The sequence below is a fragment of the Pseudomonas sp. UFMG81 genome (genome assembly GCF_015354575.1).
Lineage (GTDB): Bacteria > Pseudomonadota > Gammaproteobacteria > Pseudomonadales > Pseudomonadaceae > Aquipseudomonas.
Genome location: NZ_JACAFQ010000002.1, coordinates 249835 through 266445, shown reverse-complemented (window position 1 = coordinate 266445; position 16611 = coordinate 249835). Strand labels below are relative to the sequence as shown.

Genomic DNA, 16611 nt, shown 5'->3' with positions numbered 1-16611 from the left:
TGCGAGGCCCTCCCCCGTGATCCAGTTTCTCGTCAACCAGGAGCTGCGCAACGAGCACGCCCTGGACCCGAACATGACGGTGCTGCAATACCTGCGTGAGCACCTGGGTAAACCCGGCACCAAGGAAGGCTGTGCCAGCGGTGACTGCGGCGCCTGCACCGTGGTCGTCGGCGAACTCGTCAGCGATGACCAGGGCAGCGACAGCATCCGCTACCGCAGCCTCAACTCATGCCTGACGTTCGTCTCTTCCCTTCACGGCAAACAGCTGATCAGCGTCGAGGGCCTCAAGCATCAGGGCGAACTGCACAGCGTGCAGAAGGCCATGGCCGATTGCCATGGCTCGCAGTGCGGCTTCTGCACCCCCGGCTTCGTCATGTCGCTGTTCGCCCTGCAGAAGAACAGCGAAGGCCACGACCTGCATCAGGCCCAGGAAGCCCTGGCCGGCAACCTGTGCCGCTGCACCGGCTACCGGCCGATCCTCGACGCCGCCGAGCAAAGCTGCGCCCGCCCCTGCCGCGACCAGTTCGACGCGCAACAGGCGCAGACTATCGCACGCCTGAAGGCCATCGCCCCGCAACAGACCGGCGAGCTCAACAGTGGCGACAAACGCTGCCTGGTGCCGCTGACCGTGGCGGACCTCGCCGACCTCTACAGCTCGCACCCCGAAGCGCGCCTGCTGGCCGGCGGCACCGACCTGGCACTGGAAGTCACCCAGTTCCACCGCACCTTGCCGGTGATGATCTACGTCGGCCATGTCGCCGAGCTCAAGCGCATCGACAAGACTGCCACGCACCTGGAAATCGGTGCCGCCACGCCGCTGACCGACTGCTACACCGCCTTGAACGAGGAATACTCCGACTTCGGCGATCTGCTGCACCGCTTCGCCTCGCTGCAGATCCGCAACCAGGGCACCCTGGGCGGCAACATCGGCAATGCCTCGCCGATCGGCGACTCGCCACCCCTGCTGATCGCCCTGGATGCACAGATCGTCCTGCGCCAGGGCCAGCGCCAGCGCGTACTGCCACTGGAAGACTACTTCATCGATTACCGCATCACCGCGCGCCAGGACAGCGAGTTCATCGAAAAGATCATCGTGCCCCGCGCCACCAGCGATTGGGCGTTCCGCGCCTACAAGGTGTCCAAGCGCCTGGATGACGACATCTCGGCGGTGTGCGCGGCGTTCAACCTGAGCATCGAGAACGGCGTGGTCAGCGGCGTGCGCGTGGCCTTCGGCGGCATGGCGGCGATCCCCAAACGCGCCCGCGCCTGTGAAGCCGCCCTGCGCGGCAAGCCTTGGAACCAGGCTACCGTCGAGCGCGCCTGCCAGGCCCTGGCCGAGGACTTCACCCCACTCAGCGACTTCCGCGCCAGCCGCGAGTACCGCCTGCTGACCGCGCAGAACCTGCTGCGCAAGTACTTCATCGAACTGCAATCGCCGCACATCGAAACCCGGGTGACCGACTATGTCTAACCATCACGCCGTCAAGAGCCAGGCCGAGATGGCCGAACTGTTCAGCCAGGACCTGACCACCGGGGTCGGCCGCAGCCTCAAGCACGACAGCGCCGACAAGCACGTGGCAGGCGAAGCGGTGTACATCGACGACCGCCTGGAATTCCCCAACCAGTTGCACGTCTATGCGCGCACGTCGGACCGCGCCCATGCGCGCATCCTGCGCATCGACACCACGCCGTGCTACCAGTTCGAAGGCGTGCGCATCGCCATCACCCACGAAGACATCCCTGGCCTGAAGGACATCGGCCCGGTGGTGGCCGGCGACCCGCTGCTGGCCATCGACAAGGTCGAGTTCTTCGGCCAGCCGGTGCTCGCCGTGGCCGCTCGCGACCTGGAAACCGCACGCCGCGCGGCGATGGCGGCGATCATCGAGTACGAAGACCTGGAGCCGGTGCTCGACGTGGTCGAGGCCCTGCGCAAGAAGCACTTCGTGCTCGACAGCCACACCCACCAGCGCGGCGACTCGGCCGCCGCCCTGGCCAGCGCCCCGTACCGCATCCAGGGCACCTTGCACATCGGTGGCCAGGAGCACTTCTACCTGGAAACCCAGATCAGCTCGGTGATGCCCGCCGAAGACGGCGGCATGATCGTCTACTGCTCCACGCAGAACCCCACCGAGGTGCAGAAGCTGGTCGCCGAAGTGCTCGACGTACCCATGCACAAGATCGTCCTCGACATGCGCCGCATGGGCGGCGGCTTCGGCGGCAAGGAAACCCAGGCGGCAAGCCCGGCGTGCCTGTGCGCGGTAATCGCGCGGCTGACCGGCCAACCCACCAAGATGCGCCTGCCGCGGGTCGAAGACATGACCATGACCGGCAAGCGCCACCCCTTCTACGTCGAGTACGACGTGGGCTTCGACGACAGCGGCCGCCTGCACGGCATCAACTTCGACCTGGCCGGCAACTGCGGCTACTCGCCTGACCTGTCGGGCTCGATCGTCGATCGCGCCATGTTCCACTCCGACAACGCCTACTACCTGGGCGATGCCACGGTGCACGGCCACCGCTGCAAGACCAACACCGCCTCCAATACCGCCTACCGCGGCTTCGGCGGCCCACAGGGGATGGTCGCCATCGAGCAGGTGATGGACCATATCGCCCGCCACCTGGCCCTCGACCCGCTGGCGGTGCGCAAGGCCAACTACTACGGCAAGACCGAGCGCAACGTCACCCACTACTACCAGACCGTCGAGCACAACATGCTCGAGGAGATGACCGCAGAGCTCGAGGCCAGCAGCGACTATCACGAGCGCCGTGAGTCGATCCGCCGTTTCAACGCCAACAGCCCGGTGCTGAAGAAAGGGCTGGCGCTGACCCCGGTGAAGTTCGGCATCTCGTTCACCGCCACCTTCCTCAACCAGGCCGGCGCGCTGATCCACATCTACACCGATGGCAGTATTCACCTGAACCACGGCGGCACCGAAATGGGCCAGGGCCTGAACACCAAGGTCGCGCAGGTGGTGGCGCAGGTATTCCAGGTCGATTTCAACCGCATCCAGATCACCGCCACCAATACCGACAAGGTACCCAATACCTCGCCAACCGCCGCCTCCAGCGGTGCCGACCTGAACGGCAAGGCCGCGCAGAACGCCGCCGAGATCCTCAAGAAGCGCCTCACCGAATTCGCCGCACGGCACTACAACGTCACCGAGGAAGACGTCGAGTTCCGCAACGGCCATGTACGCGTGCGCGACCAGATCGTCAGCTTCGAGCAACTGGTGCAGCAGGCCTACTTCGCCCAGGTGTCGCTGTCGACCACCGGTTTCTACCGCACGCCGAAGATCTTCTACGACCGCTCCCAGGCCCGCGGCCGGCCGTTCTACTACTTCGCCTTCGGCGCCGCCTGCGTGGAAGTGATCGTCGACACCCTCACCGGCGAGTACAAGATGCTGCGTGCCGACATCCTGCATGACGTGGGTGACTCGCTGAACCCGGCGATCGACATCGGCCAGGTGGAAGGCGGCTTCGTCCAGGGCATGGGCTGGCTGACCACCGAAGAGCTGGTGTGGAACGCCAAGGGCAAGCTGATGACCAACGGCCCGGCCAGCTACAAGATCCCGGCGGTGGCCGACATGCCGATCGACATGCGTGTGAAGCTGGTGGAGAACCGCAAGAACCCCGAAGACACGGTGTTCCACTCCAAGGCCGTGGGCGAGCCGCCGTTCATGCTCGGCATCGCGGCCTGGTGCGCGATCAAGGACGCCGTGGCGAGCATTGCCGACTACCGCGTACAGCCGAACATCGACGCGCCGTCGACGCCGGAGCGGGTGCTGTGGGGCTGCGAGCAGATGCGCAAGGCGGTGGCACAGCAACAGCCGACCGAGGCCGAACTGGAAACCGTCACTCACTGACAGCGCAAGATCCTGTAGGAGCGGCCTTGTGTCGCGAAAGGGCCGCAACGCGGCCCCAGGGTTTCGGAGTTGCCGAACAGATTGCCGAGGCTGCTGCGCAGCCCTTTCGCGACACAAGGCCGCTCCTACAATGGACCGAGGAGGATTCGGAACATGCACCAATGGATCAACGCCCTCGCCGATCATCAAGCCCGCGGCGAACCCTGCGTGCTGGTGACCATCATCGAAGAGCGCGGCTCCACCCCGCGCAACGCTGGCTCGAAGATGGTGGTCAGCAAAAGTGCCCTGTACGACACCATCGGCGGTGGCCACCTGGAGTTCAAGGCGCTGCACATCGCCCGGCAGATGCTCGAGGAGCACCGCTCCACGCCCCACCTGGAGCGTTTCAGCCTGGGCGCCAGCCTCGGCCAGTGCTGCGGTGGCGCTACCGTGCTGCTGTTCGAGCCCATGACCGGCGTGCAGGCCGAGATCGCCGTGTTTGGCGCAGGCCATGTCGGTCGGGCTCTGGTACCCTTGCTCGCCGCGCTGCCCTGCCGGGTGCGCTGGATCGATTCGCGCGAGCAGGAATTCCCCGAGCTCATCCCCAACGGGGTGAGCAAGATCGTCAGCGAGGAGCCGGTCGACGAAGTCGCGGACCTGCCGCCAGGCAGCTACTGCATCGTCATGACCCACAACCACCAGCTCGACCTGGAACTCACCGCCGCCATTCTCAAACGCAATGATTTCACCTGGTTCGGCCTGATCGGCTCGAAGACCAAACGGGTCAAGTTCGAGCACCGCCTGCGCGAGCGCGGTTTCGAGGACGCGCTGATGGCGCGGATGCGCTGCCCGATGGGCCTGGCCGAAGTGAAAGGCAAGCTGCCGATCGAGATCGCCGTGTCCATCGCCGCCGAGATCATTGCCACCTACAACGCCTGTTTCGGCCAGCACGACGCTGGCGCCAACTCAGGCCCGATTGCCCAGTTGCTGCCGCCGTCCCGGCGCAGCCAGACCCTTTGACGAGCGTACCCATGACCGCAACCCGCAAAGCCTACCGCGCCGCCATCCTGCACAGCATCGCCGACCCCGCCGAAGTCGGCCTGGAGGCCTCCCAGGAGTACTACGAGGACGGCCTGCTGGTGATCGACGGTGGTCGCATCAAGGCCCTCGGCCATGCCAGCGAGCTGCTGCCGACCCTGGATGCCGACATTGAAGTGGTGCATTACCAGGATGCCCTGATCACCCCAGGCTTCATCGACACCCACATCCACTTCCCGCAGACCGGCATGATCGGTTCCTACGGCGAACAGCTGCTGGACTGGCTGAACACCTACACCTTCCCCTGCGAGAAGCAGTTCGCCGACAAGGCCCACGCCGACAAGGTGGCGAAAATCTTCCTCCAGGAGCTGCTGCGCAACGGCACCACCACCGCCCTGGTGTTCGGCAGCGTGCACCCCGAGTCGGTCAACGCCTTGTTCGAGGAAGCTGAGCGCCTGGATCTGCGGATGATCGCCGGCAAGGTGATGATGGACCGCAACGCCCCGGACTACCTGACCGACACCGCCGAAACCAGCTACCGCGACAGCAAGGCGCTGATCGAGCGCTGGCATGGCAAGGGCCGCCTGCACTACGCGGTCACCCCACGCTTCGCCCCCACCAGCACGCCAGAGCAATTGTCGGTGGCCGGCCAGTTGCTCAAGGAGCATCCGGGCGTGTACATGCACACCCACCTGTCGGAGAACCTCAAGGAGATCGAGTGGGTCAAGGCGCTGTTCCCCGAACAGAACGGCTACCTGGACGTCTACGACCACTTCGAATTGCTCGGTGAGCGCTCGGTATTCGCCCACGGCGTGCACCTGTGCGACGACGAATGCAAGCGCCTGGCCGAGACCGGCTCGGCCATCGCCTTCTGCCCCACCTCCAACCTGTTCCTCGGCAGCGGCCTGTTCAACCTGCCCCAGGCCGAGCGCTTCAAGGTCAATGTGGGCCTGGGCACCGACGTCGGCGCCGGCACCAGCTTCTCGCTGCTCAACACCCTGAACGAAGCCTACAAGGTGATGCAGATGCAAGGCGCACGCCTGCACCCGTTCAAGTCGTTGTACCTGGCCACCCTGGGCGGTGCCCGCGCCCTGCGTCTGGACGACCGTATCGGCAGCCTGCGCCCGGGCAACGATGCCGACTTCGTGGTGCTCGACTACAAGGCCACGCCACTGCTGGACTACCGCATCCAGCAGTCCGGCAGCATCGAGGAAACCCTGTTCGTGCTCACCACCCTGGGCGATGACCGCACCGTGCGTGAAACCTACGCCGCCGGGCGTTGCGTGCACCAGCGCTGACACGCGAACCCGCCCCCGCATCTTGCGCGGTCTCTGTAGGAGCGGCCTTGTGTCGCGAAGGGGCCGCACAGCGGCCCCGGCGATCTTGGGCGTACTCGAGAACCTGGGGGCGCTACGCGCCCCTTTCGCGGCACGAGGCCGCTCCTACAGATTCATGCGCAAGACAGTTGCTCCCACCTGGTGGCTGCATGCGCTCACCTGCAGGAGCGGCCTTGCCGGAGCGCCGGACCTTCCGGAAAGGGCCGCGCAGCGACCCCGGCGACCTGGGGCGTACTCGAGATCCTGGGGGCGCTGCGCCCCCCCTTTTCGCGACACAAGGCCGCTCCTACAGAAACGGTGTGGGAGCGGGCTTGCCCGGCGATGAGCCACCCGCTGTTTCAGGACTGTTTTGCCAGCCCCCGATACAGCATGCCGCCAATTGCCGCCCCGATCAGCGGCGCCACCCAGAACAGCCACAGTTGTTGCAGCGCCCAGCCCCCCACGAACAACGCCGGCCCAGTGCTGCGCGCCGGGTTCACCGAGGTGTTGGTTACCGGGATGGAGATCAGGTGGATCAGCGTCAACGCCAGGCCAATGGCAATCGGTGCGAAGCCCGCCGGTGCCCGGGTATCGGTGACGCCCATGATCACCACCAGGAACATCGCCGTCATCACCACCTCACTGACGAAGCCCGCCGCCAGCGTATAGCCGCCTGGCGAGTGTTCGCCGTAGCCGTTCGATGCCAAGCCATTGGCCAACTCGAACCCGGCCTTGCCGCTGGCGATGAAATAGATGACCGCCGCCGCAAGGATCGCCCCGATGACCTGGGCGATGACGTACGGCAGTAGCTCTTTAGCCGGGAAACGTCCACCCACCACCAGGCCGAACGACACGGCAGGGTTGAGGTGGCAACCGGAGATATGGCCGATGGCGAACGCCATGGTCAGGACCGTCAGGCCAAAAGCGAAGGCGACACCGAGAACACCGATGCCGAGTGGTGAACTGGCGGCCAATACCGCACTGCCACAGCCTCCCAGCACCAACCAGAAAGTGCCGACCAGCTCGGCACCCATGCGCACACCTAAAGACGTCGTCATTTGACCTCTCCTCAAGTAATTGGACGCAACGGCTGCGCAAGCCCAACCACATTGAAAAGGGGTTTGCAACTAGTAAATCTATCAGGGTTCGGATAAACGGCCAGTTATTAAAAAGGGGCTGCTACGCAGCCCCTCAATGTTTCAGGCAAACGATCAACCCTTGGCGGTAGCCTTGGGCTTTTTCAGCAGATGCGAGAACACCGCGTGCAAATCGTCCGAGGCACTTTCCTCGTCGAGGTTGAGTTTGCTGTCGATATGGTCCATGTGGTGCATCATCAGGCTCACCGCCTGCTGCGCATCACGGGCCTCGATGGCATCGATCAACTGCATATGCTCGTCGTACGAGCAGTGCGAGCGGTTGCCGCTCTCGTACTGGGCGATGATCAGCGAAGTCTGTGACACCAGGCTGCGCTGGAAACTCACCAACGGCGCGTTGCCGGCGGCCTCGGCCAGCTTGAGGTGGAATTCACCGGAAAGGCGGATACCGGCACCGCGGTCGCCACGGGAGAAACTGTCGCGCTCTTCACGCACCATCTGGCGCAATTCGTTGAGCTGATCCAAGGTGGCATGCTGCACGGCCAGCTCGGTGATGGCGCGCTCGACCATGCGCCGCGAGAAGAACACCTGGCGCGCTTCTTCGACCGTGGGGCTGGCCACCACCGCACCGCGATTGGGCCGCAGCAGCACCACGCTTTCATGGGCCAGGCGCGACAGGGCGCGACGGATGATGGTGCGGCTGACGCCAAAGATCTCGCCCAGCGCTTCCTCGCTCAACTTGGTGCCCGGCGCCAGGCGCTGTTCGAGAATGGCCTCGAAGATATGCGCGTAGACGATGTCGTCCTGGGTACCGCTGCGGCCGGCCTTGCCGGTGCGCGCAGGTTTTTTCAGAGGTTGCAGCTGTTCGTTCATGGGCGCTCGAGCACAAGGGATCTGCCAGTCGGACCGTGACTGTAATGCCTGTCAGCGGGTGGGTGGCAAGTCCGGGAAGAAAATGATGGGCCAAGGTATGGCGCCATTGTACACAGGCTGACCCGTTTCTGCAGGGGGCCTTTAACCTATATAGCCGTTGTTCGGCAGATTGTGCGCACAAAACATAAAACATTATTTGCATTATTTGTACACAAAAGCATAATCCTGCGAGCAACTTCCTGACCCATAAGTCAACAAAATGGTCGGACGTCTGCCACACACCCCCCTCGCGAAGCCCCCAAGTGCACTGCTCAGGCCAGGCTTCGAACAACAAGAAAGACTTGAGGAGTACTCGCTGTGGAAAGCCGCAAATCCGAAGCCCCTACGCTGGATCTCGCCCCGCCGCTCGAAACGAGCTTGCTGGAGCGGATTTTCAAACTCAAGCGACATGGCACGACCGTAAGAACCGAGCTGATCGCCGGGGTGACCACCTTCATCACCATGGCCTACATCATTTTCGTCAACCCCAACATCATGGCCGACGCAGGTATCGACCATGGAGCGGCCTTCGTCGCCACCTGTATCGCCGCTGCACTCGGATGCCTGCTGATGGGCCTGTACGCCAACTGGCCGGTGGGCCTGGCACCGGGCATGGGGCTCAACGCCTTCTTCACCTACACCGTGGTCGGGACCATGGGCTACACCTGGCAGGCCGCGCTGGGTGCAGTGTTCATCTCGGGCGTGTTGTTCATGTTCCTCACCTTGTCGCGGGTCCGCGAGTGGCTGCTCAACAGCATCCCCGTAAGCCTGCGCCATGCCATGGGTGCCGGCGTCGGATTGTTCCTCGGACTGATCGGCCTTAAAACCGCGGGCATCATCGTCGACAGCCCGGCCACGCTGGTCAAGCTGGGCTCGCTGCACGAGCCAGGCCCACTGCTGGCGGCCGTGTGCTTCCTGCTGATCGCGATCCTCAGCTACAAACGTGTGTTCGGCGCGATCCTCATCAGCATCATCAGCGTCACCCTGGCCGGCTGGGGCCTTGGGCTGGTCAAGTTCGGCGGGGTGATGTCGATGCCGCCAAGCCTGGCGCCTACCTGGATGGCCATGGATGTGGCGGGCGTGTTCAACGTCAGCATGATCAGCGTGGTCTTCGCGTTCCTGTTCGTGCACATGTTCGACACCGCCGGCACCCTGATGGGTGTTGCCCAGCGCGCCGGCCTGGTGTCAGCGGATGGGCGCATCGAGAACCTGTCGCGGGCGTTGAAGGCCGACAGCGCCTCGAGCGTGTTCGGTGCGGCAGTGGGCGTGCCACCAGTGACCAGCTACGTGGAAAGTGCCGCAGGTGTCGCCGCCGGTGGCCGTACCGGCCTGACTGCGGTGGTGGTTGGCCTGCTGTTCGTCGCCGCGATGTTCTTCGCCCCGCTGGCGGGCATGATCCCGGCCTACGCCACCGCCGGTGCGTTGATCTACGTGGCGATGCTGATGATGGGCAGCATGGCGCACATCGAGTGGGATGAAGCCACCGACAGCATCCCGGCGATCGTGACGGTGATCATGATGCCGCTGACCTTCTCCGTGGCAGACGGTATCGCCCTGGGCTTCATCAGCTACGTGGCGCTGAAGGCGGGTGCCGGCAAGTTCAAGGAGATTTCGCCAAGCCTGTGGGTACTGGCCGTGATCTTCATTGCCAAGTTCGTGTTCCTGTAACCTGCAACACCCGTGGCCTGGCGGCGTCGCCAGGCCACGAACTAAGGCAGTTCCGCCTCGACCCGGTCACGGCCGGCCTGCTTGGCGGCATATACGCCCGCATCCGCCCGCAACAACAGGGCATCGGCACCCTCGCCATTGCGCCATCCCGCCACCCCGAAGCTCGCCGTCACCCGCCCGACACCTTCGATCGGCACGCTGCGTACCCCCTGCCACAACTCCAGTGCCAACAAGCGCGCTTGCTCGGCATTGCTGCCCGGGCACAGCACCATGAACTCCTCGCCCCCCAACCGGCAGAACACATCGGTGCGCCGCAGGCGGTTGCCGATGCGTTGGCACAAGCTGCGCAGCACCAGGTCACCCACCGCATGCCCATGCAGGTCGTTGATCCGCTTGAAATGGTCGATGTCGAGCATGATCACCGCCAGCTCCGACCCATCCCGTTGAGCACGGTCGAGCTCGCTGCGCAGCCGCTCCTGGAAGTAGCGCCGGTTGTGGATACCGGTGAGGGCATCGGTGATCGACAGCGCCCGCAGTTCCTCTTCCACGCGCTTGAGGTCGGAGATGTCGGTCTGATACCCATGCCAGAGCGTGCAGTCATGATCACCTATCTCCGGCGTCGCCTCGCCCCGTATCCAGCGCAGGCCCGCCCTGGGCAGGCACACCCTGTACTCCTCGCGCCAAGGCGTCAGGTGCTCGGCGGAATAGCGCACCGAGCGACGCACCCGCTCCAGGTCGTCGGGGTGGATGCGCTCGAACACCGGCGTGGCATCCTGCTGCAGCACCGCCAGGTCGATCTCGTAGATGTCGTGCAGCCCCTGGCTGGCGTAGGGGAAGCAGGAGTGGCCATCTGCATCGAGCCGGTATTGGTAGATCCCACCCGGCACCTCGGCGGTGAGTTTCTCCAGCAGGCGGTCGCGCGCCGCCAACGCCTCATGCACGCGACGCCGCTCGGTGACATCGATGCAGATCGCCAGGTAGCCCACCCACAAGCCCTGCTCATCGAGCAATGCGGTCACCAGCATGTTGGCCAGCAGATGGCTGCCATCCTTGCGCACCAGCGTCCACTCACCTGGCTCCGCGCCGCCTTCCTGCACGGTTTCGGCGAACATCGCCTGGCCGGCGCCGACCTCACGCCCATAGCGCAAGCTCAAGGCATGGGCGCGGCGGTGCAACTCATCGTGCAGCACCAGGTCCTCTAGGGTGAGATGCCCCAGCGCCTCGTCGGCCGAATAGCCGAGCAGGCGCTCGGCCCCGGCGTTGAATGTACTGATCACGCCCCTGAGGCTGGTGGCGATGATCGCCACCTGAGTCGCCGCATCGAGCACGCTGCGCAGCTGGTTGTGGGTTTCACGCAGCGACTGCTCGCTGACACGCAGCTCGGCCGTGCGCCGGGCGACCAGGCCCAGGGCGCGCTGGCGCTGGCTGAACAGGCTGTAGAGCAGCGTCGCCAACAGCATGCTGAGCAGCCCGCCCAGCAGGCCCACCACCTGCACCGCAGCGGAGCGGTTGGCGGCCAGGAAACCCAGGCTGGGCCGGATGTCGAGCTGGTAATGGTGATCGGCCAGGTGCAGCAGGTGATTGCTGGCCAGGGCCATGCTCGCCACCGGGTTGGCGGAATCGAACAGCACCTCGTGGCCACCGTCGGTGGACAGGTCGAGGATGCGCACCACCAGGTTGTCGTCGGCAACCGTCGGCAGGCTCTCGACGATCAGCTGGCGCAGGCTGAGCAGCGCCATGACATAGCCACTGGGCGGGCCACCGGTGGGCGCCGAATCGGCGAACACCGGGGCGACCATCAGCAGGCCACGGCTGTACGACGGGTTGACGTTGAGCATGTCCAACGGTGCCGATACCGCCATGCTCCCCGGCGTGATCGCCCGGGCCAGGGTCGCGGCGCGCACCGTCTGGCCGAGCAGGTCGAAGCCGTAGGGTTGGCTCTCCTGGCTTACCGCCTGAGTGTAGAGCACCGGGTAGTACAGATCGCGGGCAGGCGCGGGCAGCCAGCCACCTTGGGCGTCAGGGTCGCGGATCTGGTAAGGCCGACCCAGCAAGTTGCCGGCGCGCTGCTCGAATGCCTGACGCTGGTCAGCCGCCACCCTCGGCGCCCAGGAGTAGGCCTGGGTGCGGTGCAGCAGCGGTCGGGCATAGCCATCGAATTCGCGGGGGGTAATTTCAGTGGAGAACTCGAAGAACCGGCGCAGCCCAGCCAGGCGTTGCTCCTGCTCCTCGAATCGTTCGGCGATGCGGCTGTAGCGCTCGGCGGCCAGCAGCTCGAAGCGCTGGCGCAGCTGCTGCTTGTAGAAGCCCTGGGTGGCGATGGCCAGCGCGGCCGTGAGCATGCCGCCGGCGACCAGTGCCGCCAGGGCCACGGCCCAGGCGGACAGCTCGTCGCCGAGCAGCCCGAAGCGCTTCGCAGGTGTGCCCGACTTCGGCATAGAGGACTCTCACCACTGTCAGCGTCCTGCGAATGGATTAACCCTTACGTGCTTTATAGCCACTGGCCAGCAGCCGCGCCATGTACCTCGTCGCCTCAGCGCAGGCGCAGCTGCCAGGCACGGTGGATGCGGTTGTTGCGGGCGAAGTCCGGGTCCAGCGTTTGCGCGCTGATTTCCTCCACCACGTAACGTGTCGCCAGGTGTTCGTCGAGCTGGAACTTGCGGAAGTTGTTGGAGAAGTACAACACCCCACCCGGTGCCAGGCGCGCCATGGCCAGGTCGAGCAGCTCGACATGGTCGCGCTGCACATCGAACACCCCTTCCATACGCTTGGAGTTGGAGAACGTCGGCGGGTCGATGAAGATCAGGTCGTAGCTGTCCGTCGCCCCTTGCAACCAGGCCATCACATCGCCCTGCTCCAGGCGGTTGCGCTCGGAGAAGCCGTTCAACGACAGATTGCGCCGCGCCCAATCCAGATAGGTCTTGGACAAGTCGACGCTGGTAGTGCTGCGCGCGCCGCCCTTGGCTGCGTGCACACTGGCCGTGGCCGTATAGCAGAACAAGTTGAGGAAACGCTTGCCGGCCGCTTCGCGCTGGATGCGCATGCGCATTGGCCGGTGGTCGAGGAACAGCCCGGTGTCGAGGTAGTCGGTCAGGTTGACCAGCAGCTTGGTGCCGCCCTCGTTGACTTCCATGAAGCGCCCCTCGGTGGCCTGGCGCTCGTACTGGCGGGTACCGCTCTGCCGCTCGCGGCGCTTGAGCACCACGCGCTGCGGGTCGACACCCAGGGCCTGGGGGATCGCCGACAGGGCATCGAGTAGACGCGCCTGGGCCTTTTCCGGGTCGACCGAACGCGGGGCGGCGTATTCCTGCACGTGCACCCAGTCGTGGTACAGGTCGACGGCCAGGGCGTACTCCGGCATGTCGGCATCGTACACGCGGTAGCAATCGACCTTTTCGCGGCGAGCCCACTTGCCCAGCTGCTTGAAGTTCTTCTGCAGACGGTTGGCGAACATCTGCGCGCCTTCGGACAGGCGCGCCGGCTCGCTGGCCACAGGCGCTGCGCGACGCGGCTCGTTGTCGGCAGCCTGCTCAGCGCCCTGGCGACGCTCGCCGGTGACGAACTGATCGGGTTGCACCTTGAACAGCAGCAGCTTGCACGGCAGCGCGCCGTTCCAGAAGGCGTACTGCTTGTGGCTGCGGATCCCCATGCGCTTGCCCAGCTCCGGCGCACCGGTGAACACCGCCGCCTCCCAGCCCATGCAGGCCTGACGCAGGCGCTCGCCGAGGTTCTGGTAGAGATACAGCAGGCTGGCCTCGTCACCCAGGCGCTCGCCGTAGGGTGGGTTGCTGATCACCAGTCCCTTCTGGTTCTGGTCCGGGCGCGGCTCGAAACTGGCCACTTCGCCCTGGTAGATCTTCACCCAGTCGCCCAGCCCTGCGCGCTCGACGTTGTTGCGCCCCGGCTGGATCAGCCGTGGGTCGGCCTCATAACCACGAATCCACAGCGGCGGCTTGGCCAGGCCAGCCTGGGCGCGGGCCTGGGCCTCGTCGTGCAGCTTGCGCCAGAGCGCCGGCACATGGCCGAGCCAGGCACTGAAGCCCCAACGTTCGCGCTTGAGGTTGGGGGCGATGTCGGCGGCGATCATCGCCGCCTCGACCAGGAAGGTACCCACGCCGCACATCGGGTCGGCCAGGGCGCCACCTTCGGCGGCGATGCGCGGCCAGCCAGCACGGATCAACACCGCTGCCGCGAGGTTTTCCTTGAGCGGCGCGGCGCCCTGCTGCAGGCGGTAGCCACGCTGGTGCAGGCTGTGCCCGGACAGGTCGAGCGAGAGGATCGCCTCGCCACGGTCCAGGCGCAGGTGCACCCGCACGTCCGGGTCGACCTTCTCCACCGATGGGCGCAGCCCTTCACGGTTGCGCAGTTTGTCGACGATGGCGTCCTTCACTTTCAGGGCGCCGAAGTGGGTGTTGTCGATGCCCGAGCCATGGCCGCTGAACTCCACCGCCAGGGTGCCGTCGGCCGCCAGGTGATCGGCCCAGTCGACGGCGTGCACGCCGTCATACAGGTCGTCGGCGTTCTTCATCGAGAAACGCTTGAGCACCAGCAATACCCGGTTGGCCAGGCGCGACCACAGGCACAGGCGGTAGGCGGTTTCCATGTCGGCGTCGCCACGAATGGCCGAGGTGTGTTCGCGCACTTCGGTCAGGCCCAGTTGGCGGGCCTCATCGGCGAGCAGGCCTTCCAGGCCTTTGGGGCAGGTGAGATAAACTTCGAAACGGTCCGACATGGTTGATCCAGAGCCTTTGGCTAAGTAGATGGCAGCCGACGCATCGGCCTGCCGAGGTTTTCCCGCACACCCTTTCAACAGGCATCCAGGTGGCCCGCGAGGTATCTCGCCAGGCCTGGCCGCCCGACGCAGCATGCCATCGCCAGGTGGCAAATGACGCTTTGATCGTCGAGCAGTATGAAAATTCGCGCCCGATGGGCCCAGATGTGACCCTTCGTCGCATTACCAGTTGTTTCAAGCCATCGTACCGAGACGCTGGCCAATTGACGTCAATGTTGACTAAACCCTGATCATAGCGGGCTCAACGGCAAACAAGGTTGAGTCGCATTTATTTACTTATCCTTTCACCCTCAGAAAGGTTACGTCCTTATGACAAATCGATCATTCACACTGTGACCTGCATTCGTTAGAACTGGTCTCAGGCCGCCCCGCAATGGGTCGGCACTTTCAGCCCGCGACGCCGGCAGCGGGCGCACACCGGCAGAACGATTCTGCCCGGCCTCGGAGAGGCCGACGGGACATTACAGTCAACAAGTGAGGGCAACACCCTATGAGAAGACTTAAGCGTGATCCGTTGGAAAGAGCATTTTCACGTGGCTACCAGTATGGGGTCACCGGCAAATCCCGCGAACTTTGCCCATTTACTCTACCTTCTGTACGCCAAGCCTGGATCAATGGCTGGCGCGAAGGTCGCGGTGATAACTGGGACGGCATGACCGGCACCGCTGGCATCCATAGACTCAACGAAAATCACGCCGTTGGCTGAACGAGGACACTGAATTCGAGTCACCATGCGCGCCCCATCCGGGCGGCGGGCTGCGGCCCAGGGGGCCCCATGCGGGGCCCCTTTTTTATGTTCATGCGTCCCATCTTGCTCCTGAGCCGACTTCTTCGCCGGTAAACCCGCGAACAGGTCCTGTCAGCTCAGCGCTTCATCGCCGCAATGGCATCCACCGCCTCGCGGATCAACGCCGGGCCCTTGTAGATGAAGCCCGAGTAGATCTGCACCAGGCTCGCACCAGCGGCGATCTTCTCAGCCGCGTGGCGCCCTTCGGTGATACCACCGGCAGCAATGATCGGCAGCTTGCCGCCCAGCTCGCCCGCCAGCACCTTCACCGTGTGGGTGCTCTTCTCCAGCACCGGCGCACCCGACAAGCCACCGGCCTCGCCACCGAACGGCAGCCCCTCGACCCCTTCACGCCCCAGGGTGGTGTTGGTGGCGATCACCGCGTCCATCCCCGATTCCATCAGCGCCGCGGCGACCAGCGCGGTCTCCTCGTCGCTCATGTCCGGTGCGATCTTGATCGCCAGCGGCACGCGCTTGCCATTGGCCACGGCCAGTTGCTCACGGCGCTCCGCCAGGGCATCGAGCAATTGCTTGAGCGAATCGCCGAACTGCAGCGAGCGCAGGCCGGGGGTATTGGGAGAGCTGACATTGACGGTGATGTAGCTGGCGTCGTTGTACACCTTCTCCAGGCAGATCAGGTAGTCGTCCTGGGCCCGCTCCACCGGGGTGTCGAAGTTCTTGCCGATGTTGATCCCCAGCACGCCCTTGTAGCGCGCAGCCCGCACCCGCGCCAGCAGGTGGTCGACGCCCAGGTTGTTGAAGCCCATGCGATTGATGATCGCGGTGGCTTCCGGCAGGCGGAACAGCCGTGGCTTGGGGTTGCCCGGTTGGGGTCGTGGGGTGATGGTGCCGATTTCGACGAAACCGAAGCCCAGCTGGGCGAAGCCGTCGATGGCCGCGCCGTTCTTGTCCAGGCCCGCGGCCAGGCCGACCGGGTTGGCGAAGTTCAAGCCCATGACATTCACCGGCAACGCCGTCGGCTGCTTGCACAGCACGCCATTGAGACCAAGGCGGCCACCGGCGCCGATCAGGTCCAGCGACAGGTCATGGGAGGTTTCCGGGGAAAGCTTGAACAGCAACTGGCGGGCCAGGGTATACATGGGTGGGCGGACTCGCGGTGTGTGAGGGGTGCGATTATAGCCAGCGCATCGCCACGGCGACA

The 16611-nt window shown here is 64.8% G+C and carries 11 protein-coding genes; 6 read left to right on the top strand and 5 right to left on the bottom strand.

Annotation, left to right across the window (positions count from 1 at the left end):
• The first annotated feature begins 16 nt into the window (after nucleotides 1-16).
• The 4 genes from xdhA to guaD all read left to right on the top strand — a co-directional run bounded on the left by xdhA (nucleotide 17) and on the right by guaD (nucleotide 6178).
• Complete coding sequence (xdhA, locus tag IX761_RS02995) at nucleotides 17-1471, top strand: xanthine dehydrogenase small subunit (protein WP_194788136.1); 1455 nt, start codon at nucleotides 17-19, stop codon at nucleotides 1469-1471.
• Entirely contained in the window at nucleotides 1464-3863 is a 2400-nt protein-coding gene (gene xdhB, locus IX761_RS02990; protein ID WP_194788134.1) for a xanthine dehydrogenase molybdopterin binding subunit, read from the top strand. The genes xdhA and xdhB overlap by 8 nt, the downstream gene beginning before the upstream one ends.
• Before the next feature lie 153 nt (nucleotides 3864-4016).
• Nucleotides 4017-4862 (top strand): xanthine dehydrogenase accessory protein XdhC, encoded by an 846-nt coding sequence (xdhC, locus tag IX761_RS02985; RefSeq protein ID WP_194788132.1) that lies wholly within the window; start codon nucleotides 4017-4019, stop codon nucleotides 4860-4862.
• Between the two features lie 11 nt (nucleotides 4863-4873).
• Entirely contained in the window at nucleotides 4874-6178 is a 1305-nt protein-coding gene (gene guaD, locus IX761_RS02980) for a guanine deaminase (RefSeq protein ID WP_194788129.1), read from the top strand.
• A gap of 377 nt (nucleotides 6179-6555) precedes the next feature.
• Here the strand turns inward: guaD and aqpZ are convergent, their stop codons facing one another.
• Nucleotides 6556-7254 (bottom strand): aquaporin Z, encoded by a 699-nt coding sequence (gene aqpZ, locus IX761_RS02975; protein ID WP_194788127.1) that lies wholly within the window; start codon nucleotides 7252-7254, stop codon nucleotides 6556-6558.
• 153 nt (nucleotides 7255-7407) lie between these two features.
• The gene (locus IX761_RS02970; protein ID WP_194788125.1) at nucleotides 7408-8163 is read right to left on the bottom strand and encodes a GntR family transcriptional regulator; all 756 of its coding nucleotides are present in this window, start codon (nucleotides 8161-8163) and stop codon (nucleotides 7408-7410) included.
• A gap of 357 nt (nucleotides 8164-8520) precedes the next feature.
• On the opposite strand from IX761_RS02970, the gene IX761_RS02965 reads away from it, so the two are divergent.
• On the top strand, nucleotides 8521-9870 hold the full coding sequence (locus IX761_RS02965) for an NCS2 family permease (RefSeq protein ID WP_194788123.1): 1350 nt from the start codon (nucleotides 8521-8523) through the stop codon (nucleotides 9868-9870).
• A gap of 41 nt (nucleotides 9871-9911) precedes the next feature.
• On the opposite strand, the gene IX761_RS02960 is transcribed toward IX761_RS02965, so the two are convergent.
• Entirely contained in the window at nucleotides 9912-12308 is a 2397-nt protein-coding gene (locus tag IX761_RS02960; RefSeq protein ID WP_194788121.1) for a diguanylate cyclase, read from the bottom strand.
• 95 nt (nucleotides 12309-12403) lie between these two features.
• Entirely contained in the window at nucleotides 12404-14602 is a 2199-nt protein-coding gene (gene rlmKL / locus IX761_RS02955; protein ID WP_194788119.1) for a bifunctional 23S rRNA (guanine(2069)-N(7))-methyltransferase RlmK/23S rRNA (guanine(2445)-N(2))-methyltransferase RlmL, read from the bottom strand.
• A 550-nt stretch (nucleotides 14603-15152) separates the two neighbouring features.
• On the opposite strand from rlmKL, the gene rmf reads away from it, so the two are divergent.
• Nucleotides 15153-15368, top strand: a complete 216-nt coding sequence (gene rmf / locus IX761_RS02950) for a ribosome modulation factor (RefSeq protein WP_023533691.1) — start codon at nucleotides 15153-15155, stop codon at nucleotides 15366-15368.
• Between the two features lie 158 nt (nucleotides 15369-15526).
• Here rmf and IX761_RS02945 read toward each other — a convergent pair whose 3' ends face one another.
• Nucleotides 15527-16549 (bottom strand): quinone-dependent dihydroorotate dehydrogenase, encoded by a 1023-nt coding sequence (locus IX761_RS02945; protein ID WP_194788116.1) that lies wholly within the window; start codon nucleotides 16547-16549, stop codon nucleotides 15527-15529.
• Nucleotides 16550-16611 lie beyond the last annotated feature (62 nt).

Coding starts and splice junctions, on each gene's coding strand:
- guaD (WP_194788129.1), top strand. CDS start 4,874: ATGACCGCAACCCGCAAAGCCTACCGCGCCGCCATCCTGCACAGCATC.
- IX761_RS02960 (WP_194788121.1), bottom strand. CDS start 12,308: ATGCCGAAGTCGGGCACACCTGCGAAGCGCTTCGGGCTGCTCGGCGAC.
- xdhB (WP_194788134.1), top strand. CDS start 1,464: ATGTCTAACCATCACGCCGTCAAGAGCCAGGCCGAGATGGCCGAACTG.
- rmf (WP_023533691.1), top strand. CDS start 15,153: ATGAGAAGACTTAAGCGTGATCCGTTGGAAAGAGCATTTTCACGTGGC.
- rlmKL (WP_194788119.1), bottom strand. CDS start 14,602: ATGTCGGACCGTTTCGAAGTTTATCTCACCTGCCCCAAAGGCCTGGAA.
- IX761_RS02945 (WP_194788116.1), bottom strand. CDS start 16,549: ATGTATACCCTGGCCCGCCAGTTGCTGTTCAAGCTTTCCCCGGAAACC.
- aqpZ (WP_194788127.1), bottom strand. CDS start 7,254: ATGACGACGTCTTTAGGTGTGCGCATGGGTGCCGAGCTGGTCGGCACT.
- xdhC (WP_194788132.1), top strand. CDS start 4,017: ATGCACCAATGGATCAACGCCCTCGCCGATCATCAAGCCCGCGGCGAA.
- IX761_RS02970 (WP_194788125.1), bottom strand. CDS start 8,163: ATGAACGAACAGCTGCAACCTCTGAAAAAACCTGCGCGCACCGGCAAG.